The sequence below is a fragment of the Streptomyces sp. NPDC058157 genome (assembly GCF_042884105.1).
Lineage (GTDB): Bacteria > Actinomycetota > Actinomycetes > Streptomycetales > Streptomycetaceae > Streptomyces.
This window is the reverse complement of sequence record NZ_JBHVUQ010000046.1, coordinates 1-19,297: the sequence shown is the minus strand read 5'-3', so window position 1 is coordinate 19,297 and position 19,297 is coordinate 1. Positions and strand designations below refer to the sequence as shown.

The 19,297-nt window shown below is 74.7% G+C and carries 17 protein-coding genes; 8 read left to right on the top strand and 9 right to left on the bottom strand.

Features of this window, described 5'->3' with window-relative positions:
- Positions 1-1,863: a 2-oxoacid:acceptor oxidoreductase subunit alpha gene (locus ACFVXK_RS14445; protein ID WP_389611837.1), complete on the top strand. Its 1,863-nt coding sequence runs from the start codon at positions 1-3 to the stop codon at positions 1,861-1,863.
- On the top strand, positions 1,856-2,923 hold the full coding sequence (locus ACFVXK_RS14440) for a 2-oxoacid:ferredoxin oxidoreductase subunit beta (protein ID WP_389611836.1): 1,068 nt from the start codon (positions 1,856-1,858) through the stop codon (positions 2,921-2,923). Before ACFVXK_RS14445 ends, ACFVXK_RS14440 begins: the two co-directional genes overlap by 8 nt.
- On the opposite strand, the gene ACFVXK_RS14435 is transcribed toward ACFVXK_RS14440, so the two are convergent.
- On the bottom strand, positions 2,876-3,763 hold the full coding sequence (locus tag ACFVXK_RS14435) for a helix-turn-helix transcriptional regulator (RefSeq protein WP_389611835.1): 888 nt from the start codon (positions 3,761-3,763) through the stop codon (positions 2,876-2,878). The genes ACFVXK_RS14440 and ACFVXK_RS14435 overlap by 48 nt on opposite strands.
- 63 nt (positions 3,764-3,826) lie before the next feature.
- On the opposite strand from ACFVXK_RS14435, the gene ACFVXK_RS14430 reads away from it, so the two are divergent.
- Positions 3,827-4,183: a hypothetical protein gene (locus ACFVXK_RS14430; RefSeq protein WP_389611834.1), complete on the top strand. Its 357-nt coding sequence runs from the start codon at positions 3,827-3,829 to the stop codon at positions 4,181-4,183.
- Here ACFVXK_RS14430 and ACFVXK_RS14425 read toward each other — a convergent pair.
- Positions 4,159-4,491: a hypothetical protein gene (locus ACFVXK_RS14425; protein ID WP_389611833.1), complete on the bottom strand. Its 333-nt coding sequence runs from the start codon at positions 4,489-4,491 to the stop codon at positions 4,159-4,161. The two genes, ACFVXK_RS14430 and ACFVXK_RS14425, sit on opposite strands and share 25 nt — an antisense overlap.
- A gap of 209 nt (positions 4,492-4,700) precedes the next feature.
- Between ACFVXK_RS14425 and ACFVXK_RS14420 the strand changes: the two genes are divergently transcribed.
- A complete protein-coding gene (locus ACFVXK_RS14420; protein ID WP_389611832.1) occupies positions 4,701-5,012 on the top strand; it encodes a putative quinol monooxygenase in 312 nt (103 codons plus the stop codon).
- A gap of 7 nt (positions 5,013-5,019) precedes the next feature.
- Here the strand turns inward: ACFVXK_RS14420 and ACFVXK_RS14415 are convergent, their stop codons facing one another.
- The 3 genes from ACFVXK_RS14415 to ACFVXK_RS14405 form a co-directional block, all read right to left on the bottom strand.
- The gene (locus ACFVXK_RS14415) at positions 5,020-5,874 is read right to left on the bottom strand and encodes an alpha/beta fold hydrolase (RefSeq protein WP_389611831.1); all 855 of its coding nucleotides are present in this window, start codon (positions 5,872-5,874) and stop codon (positions 5,020-5,022) included.
- Positions 5,871-6,458, bottom strand: coding sequence for a TetR-like C-terminal domain-containing protein (locus ACFVXK_RS14410; RefSeq protein WP_389611830.1), 588 nt, complete (start codon positions 6,456-6,458; stop codon positions 5,871-5,873). The genes ACFVXK_RS14415 and ACFVXK_RS14410 overlap by 4 nt, the downstream gene beginning before the upstream one ends.
- A 100-nt stretch (positions 6,459-6,558) precedes the next feature.
- Positions 6,559-7,809 (bottom strand): FAD-dependent monooxygenase, encoded by a 1,251-nt coding sequence (locus ACFVXK_RS14405; RefSeq protein ID WP_389611829.1) that lies wholly within the window; start codon positions 7,807-7,809, stop codon positions 6,559-6,561.
- 119 nt (positions 7,810-7,928) lie between these two features.
- On the opposite strand from ACFVXK_RS14405, the gene ACFVXK_RS14400 reads away from it, so the two are divergent.
- The 3 genes from ACFVXK_RS14400 to ACFVXK_RS14390 all read left to right on the top strand — a co-directional run bounded on the left by ACFVXK_RS14400 (position 7,929) and on the right by ACFVXK_RS14390 (position 10,226).
- Complete coding sequence (locus ACFVXK_RS14400; protein ID WP_389611828.1) at positions 7,929-8,447, top strand: toxin-antitoxin system HicB family antitoxin; 519 nt, start codon at positions 7,929-7,931, stop codon at positions 8,445-8,447.
- An 84-nt stretch (positions 8,448-8,531) separates the two neighbouring features.
- Entirely contained in the window at positions 8,532-9,371 is an 840-nt protein-coding gene (locus tag ACFVXK_RS14395) for a DUF4097 domain-containing protein (protein ID WP_389611827.1), read from the top strand.
- Positions 9,372-9,623: 252 nt separating this feature from the next.
- Positions 9,624-10,226: an LmbU family transcriptional regulator gene (locus ACFVXK_RS14390; protein ID WP_389611826.1), complete on the top strand. Its 603-nt coding sequence runs from the start codon at positions 9,624-9,626 to the stop codon at positions 10,224-10,226.
- Here ACFVXK_RS14390 and ACFVXK_RS14385 read toward each other — a convergent pair.
- From ACFVXK_RS14385 to ACFVXK_RS14370, 4 genes are all read right to left on the bottom strand, one after another.
- A complete protein-coding gene (locus ACFVXK_RS14385) occupies positions 10,223-11,029 on the bottom strand; it encodes a dimethylarginine dimethylaminohydrolase family protein (RefSeq protein WP_389611825.1) in 807 nt (268 codons plus the stop codon). The genes ACFVXK_RS14390 and ACFVXK_RS14385 overlap by 4 nt on opposite strands.
- A gap of 358 nt (positions 11,030-11,387) precedes the next feature.
- Positions 11,388-11,591 carry a hypothetical protein gene (locus tag ACFVXK_RS14380; RefSeq protein ID WP_389611824.1) on the bottom strand — a complete coding sequence of 68 codons (204 nt, stop codon included), beginning with the start codon at positions 11,589-11,591 and terminating at the stop codon, positions 11,388-11,390.
- 42 nt (positions 11,592-11,633) lie between these two features.
- Positions 11,634-15,359: a BTAD domain-containing putative transcriptional regulator gene (locus ACFVXK_RS14375; protein WP_389611823.1), complete on the bottom strand. Its 3,726-nt coding sequence runs from the start codon at positions 15,357-15,359 to the stop codon at positions 11,634-11,636.
- 220 nt (positions 15,360-15,579) lie between these two features.
- Positions 15,580-16,344: an SDR family NAD(P)-dependent oxidoreductase gene (locus ACFVXK_RS14370; protein ID WP_389611822.1), complete on the bottom strand. Its 765-nt coding sequence runs from the start codon at positions 16,342-16,344 to the stop codon at positions 15,580-15,582.
- 360 nt (positions 16,345-16,704) lie between these two features.
- Here ACFVXK_RS14370 and ACFVXK_RS14365 point away from each other — a divergent pair, with 360 nt between their 5' ends.
- Positions 16,705-18,972, top strand: a complete 2,268-nt coding sequence (locus ACFVXK_RS14365; RefSeq protein ID WP_389611821.1) for an MMPL family transporter — start codon at positions 16,705-16,707, stop codon at positions 18,970-18,972.
- Positions 18,973-19,297 lie beyond the last annotated feature (325 nt).

The following is a 19,297-nucleotide window of genomic DNA, read 5'->3' as shown; positions in this document are numbered from 1 at the left end:
ATGGGGACGACTTCCCAGGTCCGCCGGGTCGACCGGGTGATCATCCGTTTCGCGGGTGACTCGGGTGACGGTATGCAGCTCACGGGTGACCGTTTCACCTCGGAGACGGCGTCGTTCGGCAACGACCTCTCGACGCTGCCGAACTTCCCGGCCGAGATCCGTGCGCCTGCCGGGACCCTGCCGGGGGTGTCCTCGTTCCAGCTGCACTTCGCGGACCACGACATCCTCACCCCGGGCGACGCGCCGAACGTGCTGGTCGCGATGAACCCGGCCGCGTTGAAGGCGAACATCGCCGACGTGCCGCGCGGTGCGGAGATCATCGTGAACACGGACGAGTTCACCAAGCGGCCGATGGCCAAGGTCGGCTACGAGACCTCCCCGCTGGAGGACGGCTCCCTGGACGCCTACAACATCCACCGGGTGCCGTTGACGACGCTGACGGTGGAGGCGCTCAAGGACTTCGGTCTCACCCGGAAGGAGGCCGAGCGCAGCAAGAACATGTTCGCGCTGGGGCTGCTGTCGTGGATGTACCACCGTCCGACGGAGGGCACGGAGTCGTTCCTGCGGCAGAAGTTCGCGAAGAAGCCGCGGATCGCGGAGGCGAACATCGTCGCGTTCCGGGCGGGCTGGAACTTCGGGGAGACCACGGAGGACTTCGCGGTCTCCTACGAGGTCGCGCCGGCGACGAAGGCGTTCCCGACGGGGACCTACCGCAACATCTCCGGGAACCTGGCCCTGTCCTACGGGCTGATCGCGGCGGCCCGGCAGGCGGACCTGCCGCTCTACCTGGGCTCGTATCCGATCACCCCGGCCTCGGACATCCTGCACGAGCTGTCGAAGCACAAGAACTTCGGGGTGCGGACCTTCCAGGCCGAGGACGAGATCGCCGGGATCGGCGCGGCGCTGGGTGCCGCGTTCGGCGGGGCGCTGGGCGTGACCACCACCTCCGGCCCCGGCGTGGCCCTGAAGTCCGAGACCATCGGTCTGGCGGTGTCGCTGGAGCTTCCGCTGCTGATCGTGGACATCCAGCGCGGCGGCCCGTCCACGGGCCTGCCGACCAAGACCGAGCAGGCGGACCTCCTCCAGGCCATGTACGGCCGCAACGGCGAGGCCCCCGTCCCGATCGTCGCCCCGCGCACCCCGGCGGACTGCTTCGACGCCGCGCTCGACGCGGCCCGGATCGCCCTGACCTACCGCACACCGGTCTTCCTGCTCTCCGACGGCTACCTCGCCAACGGCTCCGAACCCTGGCGCATCCCGGACGTGGCCGACCTGCCGGACCTCAGCGTCCAGTTCGCGACCGCCCCCAACCACGAGCTCGCGGACGGCACGGAGGTCTTCTGGCCGTACAAGCGCGACCCGCAGACCCTGGCCCGCCCCTGGGCCGTCCCCGGCACCCCGGGCCTGGAACACCGCATCGGCGGGATCGAGAAGCAGGACGGCACGGGCAACATCTCCTACGACCCCGCCAACCACGACTTCATGGTCCGCACCCGCCAGGCCAAGATCGACGGCATCCAGGTCCCCGACCTCGACGTCGACGACCCCCACGACGCCCGCACACTCGTCCTGGGCTGGGGCTCCACCTACGGGCCGATCACCGCCGCCGTACGCCGGCTGCGCGCCACCGGGACCCCCGTGGCACAGGCCCACCTGCGCCACCTCAACCCCTTCCCGAGGAATCTGGGGGAGGTCCTCAAGCGTTACGACAAGGTAGTGGTGCCGGAGATGAACCTCGGGCAGCTGGCCACCCTGATCCGGGCGAAGTACTTGGTCGACGCCCAGTCGTACAACCAGGTCAACGGAATGCCGTTCAAGGCGGAGCAGCTCGCGACGGTCCTCAAGGAGGCCATCAATGACTGAGGTGACCGACGCCCCGACCCTGCTGTCGCTGGTGCCCAAGGCCGAGGCCAAGCAGTCGATGAAGGACTTCAAGTCGGACCAGGAGGTCCGCTGGTGTCCGGGCTGCGGTGACTACGCCGTCCTCGCCGCCGTCCAGGGCTTCATGCCCGAACTCGGCCTCGCCCGCGAGAACATCGTCTTCGTCTCCGGCATCGGCTGCTCCTCCCGCTTCCCGTACTACATGAACACCTACGGGATGCACTCCATCCACGGCCGCGCACCCGCCATCGCCACCGGCCTCGCCACCTCCCGCCGCGACCTCTCCGTCTGGGTCGTCACCGGCGACGGCGACGCCCTCTCCATCGGCGGCAACCACCTCATCCACGCCCTCCGCCGCAACGTCAACCTCAAGATCCTCCTCTTCAACAACCGGATCTACGGCCTCACCAAAGGCCAGTACTCCCCCACCTCCGAACTCGGCAAGATCACCAAATCGACGCCGATGGGCTCCCTCGACGCCCCCTTCAACCCGGTCTCCCTCGCCCTCGGCGCCGAGGCCTCCTTCGTCGCGCGGACCGTCGACTCCGACCGCAAACACCTCACCGAGGTCCTGCGCCAGGCCGCCGACCACCCCGGAACCGCCCTCGTCGAGATCTACCAGAACTGCAACATCTTCAACGACGGCGCCTTCGACGCCCTCAAGGACAAAGACCAGGCCGAAGAAGCCGTCATCCGCCTCGAACACGGCCACCTCATCCGCTTCGGCACCGACCTCACCAAGGGCGTCGTCCGCAACGAACGCACCGGAGACCTGGAGGTCGTGGAGGTGACCGCGGAGAACGAGGCACGGATCCTCGTCCACGACGCCCACGCCGCCACCCCCACCACGGCCTTCGCCCTCTCCCGCCTCGCCGACCCCGACACCCTCCACCACACCCCCATCGGGGTCTTCCGCAGCGCCGACCGCCCCGTCTACGACACCCTCATGGCCGACCAGCTCGACACCGCCGTCGAGCGCTACGGCAAGGCCGACCTAGGAGCCCTCCTCACCGGGCCCGACACCTGGACCGTCGCCGGCTGAGGAAGACGACCGGGCGGCCAGCGTGCGCAGTGCGGCCTCGGACGGCGAGCCCGGCTCGGCGGTGTAGGCGATCAGGCTGATGTCCGGGTCGGCCGCCGACCGGAAGCTCTCGAAGGTGAGGCTGAGCTCGCCGACGGCCGGATGCCACATGACGTACTCGCCGGTGATCCGGTCGGCCACCTCCCGCTGTGCCCACAGCGCACGGAACTCGGGGCTGTGGGCGTCCAGTTCGGCGATCAGCGCGGCGAAGGCCGGGTCGTCCGGGTGCCGTCCGTGGTCGCGGCGCAGGTAGGCGACCGCGTTGCGGGCCTTGGCCTCCCAGTTCACGTAGCGGGCGCGTACGTCCGCGTCGAGGAAGGCCAGCCACGCCGTGTTCCGGTGCTCCGGCGCCACGGTGGTGAGGGAGGGGCCGAGGAGCTCGGCGTAGAGCCGGTTCCAGGCCAGCAGGTCGGTGCGCCGCCCGACCAGGTAGGCGGGGACGCCGGACATGGCGTCGAGCAGCCGCAGCTGCCCGGCGCTCGGCGTCTGCGCGGCCGGCCCCGCCGAGGCCCGGCGGCCCACCGCGCGGGCCAGGTCGTGCAGGTGCGCGCGCTCGGGCTCCGACAGGCGCAGGGCGTCGGCCACCGCGTCGACGACCCCGTCGGAGACCTTCTGGTTGCGGCCCTGCTCGAACCGTACGTAGTAGTCGACGCTCACCCCGGCCAGCTGCGCCAGCTCCTCCCGCCGCAGCCCCGGCACCCGCCGCCGCTCGCCGTACCCGGCCCCCAGCCGGGTCTCCTCGGGCTTGACACGGGCCCGCCGGGAGCGGAGGTACGCACTGAGTTCGGCCTTGGCGTTCATCGGCCCATCCTAGGAAGGCGAACCGGTTGGCGCGGAGGGCCCCCGGCTGGCGAAACTGCACGGGTGAACCACCCCATGGCGCACCCTCTGCCGGTACCGGACCCGCGTGCCCGCTACGTCGCTCCCGACCACGCGGGCATGGACGACCTGGTGGCGGGCCTGGTCGTGCCCCGTGACGCGTCGATGTACGTCATGGGCGCGGAGCTGATCCTCCTGGACGCGGACACCGCAGGCCTCGTCCTGGCGGAGCTGAACGGCGGACTCGACGACCGTGGCGTCGCCACGCTCTGGTCGTGCATCGCCGACTTCGACAAGGTGATCCCGCTGATCAACTCGGAGTACTGCGCCTCCTACTTCGCGAGACTGCGGACGACGGCCCGGCTCGCAGCAGCCCGCTACACACCCGCCGCCGACGCCTGATCGAGGGCAGGGCATCCCCCGTAGAGGAACGGTTCGATTTCCCCGCCCTCGCTGTCGCAGAGGTGGAAGCAGTGGCCGCCGGCCCACACCGTGAGCCAGTCAGGGCCGTGGCCGACCTGGAACGGCTCGCCCGCATGCTGTGACCCGCACCAACGATCGTCTCCCGAAGGGCAATCGCAATGGGTGACGACGACGCACGCCTCGGCCGGCGGGAGGAGATGGACGTCACCCCACGGCTCCAGCATCACCTGCAGCGGCTGATCGCCGTCATTGCGGAACGTCGTCCGAGCCGTCTTCCCCGTGTACATGTCCCTCCCCCTCGTCACGTCGCCCCTTCCGGCGCGCACACGGCAGGATCCTCACACGCAGGGGGTACGCGCTCTGAGAGGGGGTACTGCGAGTCCCCCGGTCCGCCGGTCCCCCGGGAGGTCTCCGCCCTGGGTATCCGGCCGTCGCGGCGGAAGGATCTCCCTCGTCACCGGAACAACGGGATCGACCGCCTGAGGAGGCAACCGTCATGACCCTGACCGTCATCGCCGCGTTCGAGGCCAAGCCCGGCCGCGAGGACGACCTGCGCACCGCCCTCGAAGCCATGATCGAGCCGTCCGTCGCGGAGGAGGGCTGCCTGGCCTACGACCCGTACGTCGACCCGAACCGGCCGGAGCGGATGGTGATCGTCGAGGAGTGGGCCGGGCCGGAGGCCCTGGAGTTCCACTTCACCACCCCGCACTTCCGCCACGTGGCAGCCCTCTTCGACGACCTGCTCGCCCACCCCGTCTCCATCCGCTACCTGACCCCCACGGCCCCGGTGTCCCTCCCGACCCCGTGACCCGGCGTCACCCGCCGGTCAGGGCCTCCAGGAGGCGGGTGGCGAAGGCCGTCGGGTGTTCGGTGCAGCCGACGTGGCCGCCCGGGAACTCCTTGAAGGGGGCGCCCGTCAGGTGCGACAGGCGGGTTGCCGGGCCGTACAGGGCGGGGATGGCGCGGGAGTCCTCGCCGGCCGCCAGGACGAGCCGGTCGGCGTGGGCGCGCAAGGCCGGTACGTCGGGGGTGTCGGACGTGAACGGGACCAGGACGTGTTCCAGGAAGAACGGCTGGTTGGCGTACATGCGCGGGGCCATCTCCAGGATCTCCGGAGGGAGTTGGGCCGGCTCCTCGCGCTCGGGGGATCCGCCGCCCAGGCCCTGGGCGAGGTGGGCCATCGCCGCGGCCGGGCCCTGTGTACGGGTCAGCTCGCGGACCTCGGCGTAGAGCGTCCGGTACGGGGCCGGGTCCTCCAGTACCTCCACCAGCGGCGGTTCGTGCGCCACCACCCGGCGGACCCGCTCCGGGTGGCGGGCCAGGAGCCCGAGGGCGGCGACGGCGCCCGCGCTGCAGCCGAGGACGTCCGCCGGCTCGTCCGGGGAGACCAGGTCCAGGACGTGTCGGGCGTCGTCGGCCCAGTCCGCCACCCGCTGGTCGGCGGCCGGGCCGTCGAGGGTGCTGCGGGACTGGCCCCGGGGGTCGTACGAGACCACGGTGCGTCCGGCGGCGGCCAGGGTCGGGGCCATGCCCGCGTACAGGCCCGCGTCCGCCCCGCCGCCGGGGATGAGGAGCAGGACGGGGCCGGTGCCGCGCCGCTCGAGGTACAGGGTGGCTCCGGGGACGCCGAGCGTTCCGGTGGTGGGTGTGGGTGTGGGCGTGGGTGTCATCGGGGGTCCCCCTCGGTGTGCGGTGGCCAGTTCTGCAGGGCCACGTGGAGTGCGTCGAGGCCGCGGGCCCAGGACGTCCGGACCTCGCGGGAGTGGCCGAAGGCCCCGCTCAGCTCCAGGTGGACGTAGCCGTGGAAGGTGGCGCGCAGCAGCCGGGCCGCGTCCGTCAGGTCCGGGTCCTCCAGCCCGTAGCCGCGCAGCATCCCGTAGGTCAGCTCCACGCTGCGCAGCAGCCCGGCCGAGCCGGCCACCTCCTCCGGTTCGAACCGCATCTGCGAGGCGGCGTAACGGCCCGGGCGCTCCAGGGCGTAGTCCCGGTAGGCGTCGGCGAACGCGACCAGCGCGTCCTTGCCCGACCGCCCGGCGACGGCGACCGCGATCCGCGCGGTCACCTCCTCGCCCGCCAGCAGTGCCACCCGCACCCGCAGTTCCCGCAGGTTGCGCACGTGCGAGTACAGGCTCGCGTCCTTGACGCCGAACCGCCGGGCGAGCGCGGACAGCGACACCTTCTCGATCCCGGCCTCGTCCGCCATCTCGGCGGCCGCCTCCGTGAGCCGTGCGGCGCTGAGTCCTGCGCGCACCATGCGGTGCCTCCTCATGTGGCTGGTCTGTCTAGGTGAAAACCTAGGGGGTCTAGGTTTCCGTGTCCAGTCGTTTTCGGTCGAGGGGGGGAAGGAGGGGCGGTCAGCGGGTGGCCGGTTCGGCGGCGTAGTCGCGCAGGGTGATGTTCTCTGCGGCCCTGCGGGCGATCTTCGCGGCCATCTCCTTGCCCGGCAGGTACGGCATGACCTTGTAGTAGCGGTTGAGGAGGCCCGCGAGCAGCCGGCTCCCGGGGACCATCAGCTTCGCCACCCCGTCGCCCATCTTCCGGCAGCCCTCCGCGTACCCCCGCATCTCCCGCTCGTAGCGGGTGAAGGCGGTGCGGTGGTCGCCGCGTGCGGCGGCGAGCTCCCCCGCGAGGACGTACGCGCCGACCAGCGCGAGCCCCGAGCCCATGCCCGACAGGGACGACGGGCTGTACGCGGCGTCGCCGAGCAGGACCACCCGGCCGCGCGACCAGCCGTCCATGCACACCTGGCCGACGGAGTCGAAGTGGAAGTCCGGGGCGTGGCGCATCTGTTCCAGCAGGTGGTCGCTCTGCCAGCCGTTGCCCGCGAACCGCTCGGTGAGCAGCTCCTGCTGGCCCGCCACGTCGTGGCGGTCGAGGTCCAGCCGCGGCGAGGCGAAGTAGAAGACGGCCTTGGCCTCCGTGTTCCCGCGGGCGCTGTACACGGCCACCAGCCGGCCGGCGGTGCGGTAGGCGTGGCCGGTGCGGTCGAGGCCGAGGTGGTTGGCGGTGGTGAAGACCGCGCAGTGGACGCCGAGGTGCCTGACGAACCGCTCCTCGGGCCCGAAGACCAGGCCGCGGGTGTGCGAGTGCAGGCCGTCGGCCCCGACCACGAGGTCGAAGCGCCGGGGCGCGCCGCGCTCGAAGGTGACGTGGACCCCGTCGGCGTCCTCGGTGAGGGAGGTGACGGAGTCCCCGAAGACGTACTCGGTGTGCTCCTTCGTCGCGTCGTGCAGGATCCGGGCCAGGTCGCCCCGGAGCACCTCCAGGTCCCCGGCGAACAGGTCGGCGGGCAGCTTCGCCCGCGGCCGGCCCGCGCTGTCGACGTAGGACATGGAGCCGGTGCCGGTGCGGGCGGCCCGGAGCTCGTCCAGGATGCCCATGCGGCGCAGCACCGTCAGGTGGGCCTCGCCCCGGAAGTCGACGGCGTAGCCGCCCTCGCGCAGGGCGGGGGCCCGCTCGACGACGGTGGGGACGAAGCCGTGGCGGTGGAGCCAGAAGGCGAGCGCGGGCCCGGCCACGGACGCGCCCGAGATCAGGACGGTCCGGGCGGGGCGGGCGGGGTGCGCGGGGCGGGCGGAGGCGGTGTGCGGGGTCGTGTTCTCCATGGCCGCAGCGTGCTCCGGGGCGCTCACCGGGCGGTCACCGGCGGCTCACCGCCGGGGGAGGGGGAGCGCGGCATACGTCCGTTCTGGTCCTGGTGCCACCCGTGTGCCATAGTGGCGCCATGGATCTGAGGCCGTACGTAGAGAACCTCCGGCACGAGCTCGCCGTCGCCGCCGACGCGGGCGGGGACGAGGCCCGGGCCCTGGCCGGACGGCTCACCGCCCCGCTGGAGTCGGCCACCCGGCTCACGCTCCTGAACGCCCTGTCCGACGCGATGGACGAGGTCACGCGGGACCTGGCGCCGGGATCGGTCTCCGTACGGCTGCGGGGCCTGGACCCCGAGTTCGTCGTGAGCCTCCCGGAGACCGAGCCCGGCTACGAGGAGCGCCCCTCCGCCCCGGCCGCACCGCCGGCCCCCGTCCTGACCGAGGGCGAGGACGGCGGGACGGCACGGATCAACCTCCGCCTCCCCGCCCACCTCAAGGCCCGAGCCGAGGAAGCCGCGGCCCGCGAGGGCGTCTCCGTCAACTCCTGGGTGGTCCGCACCCTGTCGGCGGCCCTGTCCGACGCCGCCGCCGAGCAGCCCGCCGGGCTGCGCCGCACCCGCGCCGGCCAGAGCTTCACCGGCTGGGTGCGCTGACCCCCGCCCGAGCCCCCGTCACCCCGCACCCCCCGCCCGCCCGACCGGCGGGAACCCGTACCACGCCATGAGGATCGGACCCCCATGCTTACCTTCGAGACCCCCGCACCGCTCGCCGTGTCCGTCGAGATCGAGGTGGGCTCCGTCCGCCTCACGGCGGGCGAGCGGACGGACACCGTCGTCGAGGTGCTCCCCGCCGACCCCGGCGACCCGGAGGACGAGCGCGCGGCCCGGGAGAGCCGGGTCGACCACGCCGACGGCACGCTCACGGTGCGCGGTGCCCGCAAGCGCCTCCCGTTCGGCCGGATCGGCTCCGTCGAGGTGTGCGTCGAGCTGCCGGCCGGCTCGCGCGTCCGGGCCTCCACGGGCGTCGGCCCCCTCGTCCTGGAAGGGGCCTTCGGGGAGTGCGTCCTGAAGTCCGGCGCCGGGGACATCCGGGTGGAAGGGGCCGGCCCGGTCGTGCTGCGCACCGGACACGGCGACGTCCGCCTGGACCGCTGCGCCGGCGACGCCGAGGTCCACGGCGGCGGCCGGATCCGCATCGGCCGGGTCGACGGCGCGGCGACCGTCAAGAACGTCAACGGGGACACGGAGATCGGCGAGGTCACCGGGGACGTACGGGCCAACAGCTCCAACGGCTCCATCACCGTCGACCGGGCGCACGGCTCCGTCGAGGCCAGGTCCGCGAACGGCGCCATCCGCGTCGGCGAGGTGGCCCGCGGCCGGGCCGACCTCCAGACCGCCGTCGGCCGGATCGACGTCGGCATCCGGGGCTCCGTCGCCGCCTGGCTCGACGTCACCTCCCGGCTGGGCAAGGTGCACAACTCCCTCGGCCCCTCCGCGGGCCCCGAGGGCTCGGAAGGCGTCGTGGAGGTACGGGCCCGTACCGGCATGGGCGACATCGTGATCACCCGGGCTGCCTAGGGACCCCGCCGCGGGGCCGGCTTGCGAGGGGTGTCCCGATTCCGTCGCCAGGTTGCTCAGATCGCCGTCAAGTCCGTCTCAACCCCCGCTGGCGGACGCCCCCGCGTGCCTAGTCTGGCCAGCCGGAAGGCCATGACGTGACGTGCCGGGTGGCCGGCCGGTCGAGCCTCAGGGGGATGATGCGAGATGTCGGGCGTCCGCACACAAGGAGAACTGACCGCCCGGGCGCACCGCGTTCCCGGGACCCGCAGGGTGACCCTCAGCCAGCTGCCCTGCCTGGAGGCGCTGACCAAGTCGGGCATGACCTTCTCGCCGGCCATGCCGCAACGGGCCTGGGAGGAGATCGGCAGCCAGCTGCGGGACCTGGCCAGCTCCTCCGCCTGGTGGATGGGCGACTGGCTGCTGTTCGGGGAGAACGCCTACAGCGGCCGCTACCGCGAGGCGGTCGGCCGGACCGGGCTCGACTACCAGACCCTGCGCAACTACGCCTGGGTGGCCCGCCGGTTCGAGCAGGACCGGCGCCGCGACGCGCTCAGCTTCGCCCACCACGCGGAGGTGGCCCGGCTGGCCCGGCCCGAACAGGATTACTGGCTGCGGCGCGCCGAGGAACAGCGCTGGTCGCGCAACGAGCTCCGGCGGCAGCTCCGGGCCGGCCTCGCGGAACAGAACGGCGCGGACGCGGCGGAGCCGGCGGGCGAGGAGGCGACCCTGCGGATCGCCCTGCCCAAGTCGGACCTCGACCGGCTCCTGGAAACGGCGGCCGCGTGCGGGCTGAGCCTGAACGACTGGGCGGCCCACGTCCTGCAGTCCGCCGTCGTCGGCGCCGCCACTCCCGCTCCGACACCCACCCCCTAGCGCCCCGCCGGGACCCGGTTGTCCAGGGTGAGGGCGGTGCAGCGGACCCCGCCGCCGCCCTTGCGGAGCTGCGCCGTGTCGAGTTCCACCACCGTGGCGCCCCGTTCGCGCAGGGTCGCGGCGAGCCGGGGCGCGCCGGTGGTCATCGTCACCGTCCGGCCGTCGCTGATCAGGTTGAGGGCGAAGGCCCGGGCCTCCTCGGTGCCCACCTCGATGAGTTCGAGCCCGAGGGAACGCAGCACGCCGACGCTCTCCGGCTCCAGCGCGCCCGGGTGGTAGGCGAGCGTGCCCTCGTCGATCACGGCCACGGCCAGGTCCAGGTCGTACCACTCCTCCCCGGCCGTGCGCAGCGGCACCACCTGGTGCCCGGTCAGGTCCGCCAGGACGTCGTGCATCCGGCGGTCCGTGCGCTGGCCGTGGCCCGCCAGCAGCAGGTCCCCGCAGGCCAGGGTGTCGCCCTGGCCGCTGAAGGAGTACGGGGCGTCGTACACGTCGATGCCGTTCTCCTTCAGCCACGACCGGAAGTACGGGATCTCGGCGGCGCGGGCCGCCGGCGGGTCGCCCAGCACGGCGCGGTCGCCGCACACCCAGGCCCCGTTGGCCGTGTACACCATGTCGGGGCACTCCGGCGCGGCCGGCATCCGGTGGACCGTGCGGCCGGCCGCGAGGTGGGCGGCGGCGATCGCGTCGTGCTCGGAGACGGCGGCCCGGGCGTCGGGCTGGACGCTCGTGTCCATGTACGGGTTGATGACGTAGTCGATGCGGAAGTGGGTGGCATCGGACATCAGCAGTTCGGTGTTCATCCATGGGCTCCAGGGGCGGGGTTGAGGGGCCTGGGGTGACGGGGCTGGTCCGGACGGTGGCAGACCCGGGCGGACCCGAGCGGAACGGGAGGCGACCACCGGGTTGTCTCCGCCCGGCCCGGACGCGTCGGCCGGCGCCGGCGGGGCGTGGACGCGGCTCCACGGCCCGGTCCGGCCCACGCGGGACGAGGTGGAGCGCCCGCCGGCGGCGGTCCGGAAGCGGCCGGGGGCGGGCGCCGTCGCGTTCGAGCATGGCAAGCCCGCCCTCCTTCGGGCAATGCCCCCGCCCCCCACCCACCCCCACTGTCCCGCCGGCGGGACGCGCCCTCCCCGCCCGGCCCCCGCCCCGAAGGCCCGGTCAGCCGAGCGGCAGGCCCAGGAACTTCGCCGGAGCCAGGTCGAGGAACCTCGACGTCGCGGTGGCGAGGCTCGCTGCCTCGGGGCCGTCGGGGGCGGTCGCCAGGCTGCGGAACGTCAGTTCCAGGGCGCGGTCGCCGTCGCGGACCAGGAGCGTGGTGATCCGGGCCTGCCCGCCGGGCGGCCCGGCGGGCATCGTGCGCATCAAGGCCTCGTCGCCGGACCTCCGCTCGGCCTCGACTGCCCGTCAGGGGGCGTGGGCGGTCAGCACGGCTACGACCTCCTCGGGCAGGCCCAGGAGGCGGAGTGCCTCCGGGGAGGTGCCGCCCACGACGGACGCCGCCGACGCGGCGGCCTCCGCGTAGCGGGCGCGGGCCGCCGGGTGGTCCCCGGACGACTCCGCCACCCGGCCCAGCCCCGCGAGGGCCCGTACGCGGCTGCCCGCGCTCTTGACCCAGTGCGGGTCGATCCGCTCCAGGGCCTCCGTGTACAGGCGTCCGGCCCGCGCCGGGTCCCCGTCCCGCAGGGCCAGGTCCCCGAGTCCGCGCAGGGCGGCCGCCAGCGCCGCGGAGCCACCGGCCCGGCGGGCGAGGGCGGCGGCCCGGGCGTAGTCGGCGGCGGCCGCCGCCGGATCCCCGGCCACGAGCTGGTCGGCCCGGTTGACCAGCAGGTCGGCGCTGTCCTCCAGGGCGCCCAGCCGCTCGGTCAGCGCCAGCGCCTCGTCGGTCAGCGCCACCGCCCCGGCCCGGTCCCCGCGCGCCCCCGCCATACCGGCGAGCGCGTCCAGGACCAGCGCGGTGCCCCAGCCGTCACCGGCCGCCCGGAACCCCTCGGCGGCCTCGGCGAAGGCCCGCTCGGCGGCGGCCGGGTCACCCGCTCCGAGGGGCCCGAACCCGGACACGTACGCGGCGACCGCCCGCACCCACGGCTCGGGGTGCCCGCGCTGCGCCGACACCAGGGCGAACGCGTCCAGCGGATCGGCCTCGACCGCGTTGCGCAACATCCACACCAACAGCACCACCGGGTACCGCCCCCGGCCCGCGCCGCCCGCGCCGCCCGCGCTGCCTGCGCCGCCGTCGGTCGTGCTGCCCTGGGTCGTGCCGCCCGCGCTGCCTGCGCCGGTCGTGCTGTCCGCGCTGCCGTCGGTTGTGCCGCCCTCGGTCGTGCCGGCCGTACCGCCAGCATTGCCCGCGCTGCCCCTGGCCGTGCCGCCGTCGGTCGTGCTGGCCTGGGTCGTGCCGCCCGCGCTGCCCATGCTGCCTGCGCCGGTCGTGCCGTCCGTGCTGCCCGCGCTGCCGTCGGTTGTGCTGCCCCCGGTCGTGCCGGCCGTACCGCCCGCGTTGCCCGCGTTGCCTCTGGCCGTGCCGCCGTCGGTCGTGCCGGCCGCGCTGCCCGCGTTGCCGGTGCTGCCCCTGGCCGTGCCGCCCGCCCCCAGGCAGCGCGTGCCCGTGGCGCCAGTGCCGCCCGGGCTGTTCGTGGCCGCGCTGCCCGTGCTGGCCGTGCCGCCGTCAGTCGGCCTGCCCTGGGACGTGCCGGCCCCGCTCGTGCCGGCCGTGCCCGCCGCCCCCGTGCGGCGCGTGCCCGCGCTGGCCGTGCCGCCGGCGGTCGTGCTGCCCTCGGTCGTGCCGGCCCCGGCCGTGCCGCCCGTGCCGCCCGCGCCGCCGTCCGTCGTGCCGCCCGACCCCGTGCGGCTCGTGCCCGTGCTGGCGTCGGTCGTGGCGTACGGGCCGCTCGCGCCCGGGGCGGCGTCGGCCGTGCCGTGCCTGCTGGTACCGGCGTCAGCCGTACCGGCATCGGCCGGGTGGCCCCCGACCGCGCCGTGGCCACCCGCGCCCTCCCGCGACCAGGCGGTGGCCAGGAGGTGTCCGGCGCGGGTCCGGTGGCGGCGCCATGGTGCGAGGCCGCCCGGGCCCGCCGCCGCCAGCAGCACGCACGCCGCGAACTCCTCGCCCAGCCCGGCCGGGGGAGCGTCCCCGACGGCGTCGAGCACGGCCGCGGCCCGCGCCGCGACCGACCCGGACACCCCGCGGATCCACAGGTACCCCGAGGCCGCCGCGAGCAGTTCCAGCGCCGTCTCCCAGCGGCCCTCCCCGGCCGCCCAGGCGAGTGCCGCCTCCAGGTCGCCGTGCCCGGCCGCCAGCCGCTCCAGCCACTCCGGCTGCCCGGGCCCCCGCAGCCGCGGCTCGGCGGTGCGGGCCAGCTCCAGCACGTACCGGGCGTGCGCGGCCCCCGTGGCCGAGGCCTCGCCCGCCTCCCGGAGCCGCTCGGCGCCGTACGCGCGGACCGTCTCCAGCATCCGCAGCCGCCCGCCACCCGCCAGTTCCAGCAGGGACTTGTCCACCAGGGATTCCAGCACCTCGGGCTCCGGGCCCGCGCCGCCCGCCCCGCACACCTCCAGCGCCGCCCGGGCCGTCGCCCCCGCCGGGAACACCGTGAACCGCCGCGCCGCCCGCTGCTCCGGCGCGGACAGCAGGTCCCAGCTCCAGGCGACCACCGCGCGCAGCGTGCGGTGCCGTTCGGCGGCGCCCCGGTTGCCCCGCGCGGCGGCCATCCCGAGCCGGTCGTCGAGCCGCTGCGCCAGGTCCTCCACGTCCATCGTGCGCAGCCGGGCCGCCGCCAGCTCGATGGCCAGCGGCAGGCGGTCGAGCGCCGCGCAGATCCGCTCCACCGGCTCCGGGGCCGCCGTGAACCCGCGCCGCACGGCCGAGGCGCGCTCGGTGAACAGCCGTACGGCCGCCGCCTCGTCGAGCGGCCGCACCTGCCACAGGTGCTCCCCGGTGACGGCGAGGGGCTCCCGGCTGGTGGCCAGGATCCGCAGCCGGGGGCAGCGGGCCAGCAGCCGTCCCGCCAGCGCGGCGGCCTCCTCGACCAGGTGCTCGCAGTTGTCCAGGACCAGCAGCAGCGTCCGGTCCGCCAGGGCCGTGGCCAGCCGCTCCAGGGGCCCCTGCCCGCCGCCGTCCAGCCGGAGCCCGTTCTCGCGCAGCCCGAGCGCCGCCAGCACCGCCGCCGGCAGGCCGGCGCCCTCGCGCAGCGGGGCCAGCTCCACGAAGCACACGTCGTCGGCGGCGGCCCCCGCCGCCTCCACCGACAGCCGGGTCTTGCCCACCCCGCCCGGCCCCACCAGCGTCACCAGCCGGGCCGCCCGCAGCAGTCCCGCCACCTCGGCGACCTCGTCGGAGCGGCCCACGAACGAGGTCAGCTGGGCGGGCGGCCGGGCCTGCGCGGGGGAGGGGTCGAAGTCGAGCAACTCCCGGTGCAGGGCGACCAGTTCGGCCGACGGGTCGCTGCCGAGCTCGTCGGCGAGCCGGCCGCGGGTCTCCTCGTACGCGGCCAGCGCCTGCGCCTGGCCGCCCTCCGCGGACAGGGCCCGGATCAGCAGGGCGGCGAGGCGCTCGCGCAGCGGGTGGCGGGCGGTCAGCTCCCGCAGCTCCGCCACGGCCTCCCGGTGGCCGCCGAGCCGCAGCTCGGCCTCGATCCGGTCCTCGACCGCCCCGAGCCGCAGCTCCTCCAGCCGGGCCGAGACCGTCCGGGCGGTGTCGCCCTCCGTCAGGTGGGTCAGGTGCGCCAGGTCGGCGAGGGCCGGGCCGCGCCACAACTCCAGTGCCCCGCGCAGGAGTTTCACCGCGCGTACGGGATCCTCGGCGGCCAGTGCGGCCCGCCCCTCGCGGGCGAGCCGCTCGAACCGGCCCGCGTCCACGTCCTCCGGGTCCACGGCGGCCCGGTAGCCCGCCCCGGCCCGCTCGATCACGGCCGGCCCGAGCGCCGCGCGCAGCCGGGACACCTGGGACTGCAGGGCGTGCGCCGACACCGCGCCGTCGGGGGCCAGCTCGTCCGCCAGCCGCTCGGCGGCCACCACCTCCCGGGGGCGCACCAGCAGCAGGGTCAGCAGGGCGCGCCGGGCGGGTCCGCCGAGGGGTATGCCGGTGCCGTCGTCGCGCCGGGCCAGAGTCTCGCCGAGGATGGAGAACCGCATGCCGGTGATTATCCACGGGAGTTGATCAACGGACTGTCCGCCCGGCGGTCCGCCCGATGCCCTGCCCGGTGGTCCGTCCGGTGACCGGTCCGGTGGCCGGCCGGGTGAGCCTCCGGCGTCCCGCCCGGTGGCCGGCTGCCGGGCGGCAGGGGCCGTCCGACGGTCCGTCCGGCGGTCCGTCCGGCAGCCCCGGCGGCCCCTCCCGCGCCCCGGCCGCCGCTCAGGCCAGGGGGCCGAGCCAGGTGCCCCCGGACACGTCGACCGTCTGCCCGGTCACCCACCGCCCCTGCGGCCCCGCCAGGAACCCCACCACGTCTGCGACGTCCTCCGGCTCGCCCAGCCGCCCCAGCGCGGTGATCCCCTCCAGGGCGGCGACCACCTCCGGGACCGCCGTATACCCGGCGGTCATGTCGGTGCGGACGGCGCCCGGCGCGACGGTGTTCACCGTGATGCCGCGCCGACCGAGTTCGTTGGCGAGCGAGGGGGCCATGGCCTCCAGCGCCGCCTTGGTGACGGTGTACCCGATCTGGCTCGTCACCGCGAAGCGGCTGGCCGTCGAGCCCATGTTGACGATCCGCCCGCCGTCGTTCAGCAGCGGCAGCGCGCGCTGGATCACGAACAGCGGGGTGGTCACGTTCACCGCCAGCAGCCGGGCGAACTCCTCCTCGGTGACCCGGCCGATCGAACTGCCCGATCCGATGCCCGCGTTGTTGACGAGGACGTCCAGCCCGCACCCGCCCAGCCCGGCGGTCAGCCCCTCGAACAGCGCGTCCACCGCCCCCTCCTCCCCGAACCGGGCCCGCACCGTGAAGGCGAGGCCGCCCGCCTCCTCGATCAGCGCCACCGTCTCCAGGGCCGCCCGCTCGTTGCCGCCGTAGTGGACGGCGACCAGGGCCCCCTCGGCCGCCAGCCGCAGCGCCACCGCCCGGCCGATCCCCCGGGAACCGCCCGTCACCAGTGCCGTCCTGCCGTTCAGCGCGCCCATGGCCTGCTCCTCGTACCGGCCGGACCCGTGTGGTCCGGCGACGGGAACCACGGTCGCCCGGGCCGCTCACCGCCCGCTCACCATCCGCTCACCGCGCCCGCTGGAGCCGTGGTGGTGCCAGGGTGGCGCCTGGCTGGAGGCGTCTTGATCCAGGGGTAGTTCAGGGTTACCGGGGGAATCATCTGCCCGGTTTCACGAGCCTTTGGTGCCATGTGGTGCGTTGCAGGCGCCGGATGCTGCGCCTTTGTGGCTCCCTCTAGCGCCATACGTGTGCCATAGTGGTGCCACCGGTGGGGCCCGCGCCCCACGGGACCGTCCGTCCCCCTCGCCGCACTCACGCTCACGGGAGTCTGTTGCGCCATGGCCACCTTCCTCTACAAGACGGGCCGCTTCGCCTTCCGGCGGCGGGGCCTGGTGACCCTGCTGTGGCTCGCCGTCCTCGTCGCCGTCGGCGTCGCCGCCTCCACCGCCCCGCCCCCGCCCACCGACACCTTCTCCATGCCGGGCACGGAGTCGCAGCGCGCCTTCGACGTGCTCAAGGAGAAGTTCCCGGCCGCGAGCGCGGACGGCGCCACCGCCCGCGTGGTGGTCCGCGCGCCCGCCGGGCAGAAGCTCTCCGACCCCGCGCAGCAGGCCAAGGTCGAGGGCCTCGTCGCCGCCCTCGCCAAGGCACCCGGAGTCGTCTCGGCCTCCGACCCGTTCAAGACCGGCACGGTCGGCAAGGACGGCACCACGGCCTACGCCGTGGCCGCGTACAAGCTGCCCGCCCTCAAGCTCACCGACGAGGAGCACGACGGCCTCGACGCGGTGCTGGAGAAGGGCCGGGCCGACGGCCTGACCGTCGAGGCCGGCGGCGACGCCGTCAAGGTCGAGGCCGCCATGGGCGGCGCCGAGGGCATCGGCATCCTCGTCTCCGCCGTGGTCCTGCTGCTCACCTTCGGCTCCCTGATCGCCGCCGGCATGCCCCTGCTCACCGCCGTCATCGGCGTGGCCGTCGGCAGCGCCGCCGTCACCGCCCTCGGCAGCACCCTCGGGCTCTCCGCCACCACCGGCACGCTGGCCATGATGATCGGCCTCGCGGTCGGCATCGACTACGCCCTGTTCATCATCTCCCGCTACCGCGCCGAGGTCTCCGAGGGCCGTGACCGCACCGACGCCGCCGGCCGCGCGGTCGGCACCGCGGGCTCGGCCGTGGTCTTCGCCGGCCTCACCGTCATCATCGCGCTCGCCGGACTGGCCGTCGTCAACGTCCCGATGCTCACCAAGATGGGCCTCACCGCCGCCGGCACCGTCGCCATCGCCGTCCTCATCGCGGTCACGCTCGTCCCCGCGCTCCTCGGCTTCGCCCCCGTCAAGGTCATGCCCCGCCTGGAGCGCCGGGCCATCCAGGGCAAGCCGCTCACCGCACGGCTCCAGCGCCGGGCCGACCGGCTGGCCGCCCGGACCAAGCCCAACCTGGGCACCCGCTGGGCCCGGTTCGTCGTCCGCCGCCCCCTACTGGTCCTGGCCGTCGGCGTGCTCGGCCTCGGCGCCCTCGCCGTCCCCGCCGCCAGCCTCCAGCTGGGCCTGCCCGGCGAGGGCACCATGGCGCCCGACACCACCCAGCGCAAGGCCTACGACATGCTGTCGGAGTCCTTCGGGCCCGGGTTCAACGGCCCGCTGACGGTCACCGTCCAGGCGAAGGACGCGGCCGCCGCGGCCGGCCGGGTCGGCGCCGAACTCGCCAAGGTCCAGGGCGTGGCCACGGTGACCCCCGCCACGCCGAACCCGGCGGGCGACACCGCCGTCCTCAACGTGGTCCCGTCCTCCGGGCCCACCGAGCACCGGACCGAGGAACTGGTCACCACCATCCGGGGGATGGCGGGCGCCATCGAGGCGGACACCGGGGCGGAGATCCTGGTCACCGGCCAGACCGCCCTGTTCATCGACTTCTCCCGCACCCTGGACGAGGCGATGCTGCCCTACCTGGGCCTGGTCGTCGGCCTCGCCTTCCTGCTGCTGGTCCTGATCTTCCGTTCGCTGCTCGTCCCGCTCAAGGCGGCCCTCGGCTTCCTGCTCTCGGTCTCCGCCGCCCTCGGCGCGGTCGTGGCCGTCTTCCAGTGGGGCTGGCTCGCCGACGTCCTCGGCATCGAGCAGCCCGGCCCGGTGATGAGCACCCTGCCGATCTTCATGATCGGCGTGGTCTTCGGCCTGGCGATGGACTACGAGGTCTTCCTCGTCACCCGCATGCGGGAGGCCTACGTCCACGGGGCCCGGCCCACCGAGGCCGTGGTCACCGGCTTCCGCTACGGCGGACGGGTCGTCAGCGCCGCCGCGATCATCATGACCAGCGTCTTCTCCGGCTTCATCCTGGAGACGAACGACTTCGTGAAGATGGTCGGCTTCAGCCTCGCCGCCGCCGTCCTCTTCGACGCCTTCGTGGTCCGCATGGCGCTGGTCCCGGCCCTGTTCGCCCTCCTCGGCCGGTCCGCGTGGTGGCTGCCGCGCTGGCTCGACCGGCTGCTGCCGAACATGGACGTCGAGGGCGAGCGGCTGAACCGGACGCACTCCGTCCAGGTCGCGAAGGGCGGCCCGGCGACCCCGCACCCCGCCCACCGCACCGAGGCGGAGCACGACTACTCGGCCTGACCCCCCCGCACCGCGCACCGCGCCCGTGCGCCGCAGGATACGATCCCGCGGCGCGCGGGCGCGGCGCCGTGGCGCGGACGACGCCGGGTACCGGCCCGGCGCCACCCCAGCCGTGCCACCGCCCGGATCCCGGGCCCCGCCCCCCCCGCAGGGGGATTCGTACCCGTGGCCACCCGGATCCCGGGGAACTCCCCGGCCCCCTCGTACGACCACCTCGGCATGACCGACTTCAACCGACGGCACTTACTCGCGACCACCCTCACCGGCGGCGCGGCCCTCGCGGCCGGCTGGACCGCCGCGGCCCCGGCGGCGGCGAGCCCCGCCC

What these genes read in the sequence shown, in the direction of transcription:
- ACFVXK_RS14445 (WP_389611837.1), top strand. Translation starts at nt 1, where the DNA reads ATGGGGACGACTTCCCAGGTCCGCCGGGTCGACCGGGTGATCATCCGT.
- ACFVXK_RS14440 (WP_389611836.1), top strand. Translation starts at nt 1,856, where the DNA reads ATGACTGAGGTGACCGACGCCCCGACCCTGCTGTCGCTGGTGCCCAAG.
- ACFVXK_RS14435 (WP_389611835.1), bottom strand. Translation starts at nt 3,763, where the DNA reads ATGAACGCCAAGGCCGAACTCAGTGCGTACCTCCGCTCCCGGCGGGCC.
- ACFVXK_RS14425 (WP_389611833.1), bottom strand. Translation starts at nt 4,491, where the DNA reads ATGTACACGGGGAAGACGGCTCGGACGACGTTCCGCAATGACGGCGAT.
- ACFVXK_RS14420 (WP_389611832.1), top strand. Translation starts at nt 4,701, where the DNA reads ATGACCCTGACCGTCATCGCCGCGTTCGAGGCCAAGCCCGGCCGCGAG.
- ACFVXK_RS14415 (WP_389611831.1), bottom strand. Translation starts at nt 5,874, where the DNA reads ATGACACCCACGCCCACACCCACACCCACCACCGGAACGCTCGGCGTC.
- ACFVXK_RS14410 (WP_389611830.1), bottom strand. Translation starts at nt 6,458, where the DNA reads ATGGTGCGCGCAGGACTCAGCGCCGCACGGCTCACGGAGGCGGCCGCC.
- ACFVXK_RS14405 (WP_389611829.1), bottom strand. Translation starts at nt 7,809, where the DNA reads ATGGAGAACACGACCCCGCACACCGCCTCCGCCCGCCCCGCGCACCCC.
- ACFVXK_RS14400 (WP_389611828.1), top strand. Translation starts at nt 7,929, where the DNA reads ATGGATCTGAGGCCGTACGTAGAGAACCTCCGGCACGAGCTCGCCGTC.
- ACFVXK_RS14395 (WP_389611827.1), top strand. Translation starts at nt 8,532, where the DNA reads ATGCTTACCTTCGAGACCCCCGCACCGCTCGCCGTGTCCGTCGAGATC.
- ACFVXK_RS14385 (WP_389611825.1), bottom strand. Translation starts at nt 11,029, where the DNA reads ATGAACACCGAACTGCTGATGTCCGATGCCACCCACTTCCGCATCGAC.
- ACFVXK_RS14380 (WP_389611824.1), bottom strand. Translation starts at nt 11,591, where the DNA reads ATGCGCACGATGCCCGCCGGGCCGCCCGGCGGGCAGGCCCGGATCACC.
- ACFVXK_RS14375 (WP_389611823.1), bottom strand. Translation starts at nt 15,359, where the DNA reads ATGCGGTTCTCCATCCTCGGCGAGACTCTGGCCCGGCGCGACGACGGC.
- ACFVXK_RS14370 (WP_389611822.1), bottom strand. Translation starts at nt 16,344, where the DNA reads ATGGGCGCGCTGAACGGCAGGACGGCACTGGTGACGGGCGGTTCCCGG.
- ACFVXK_RS14365 (WP_389611821.1), top strand. Translation starts at nt 16,705, where the DNA reads ATGGCCACCTTCCTCTACAAGACGGGCCGCTTCGCCTTCCGGCGGCGG.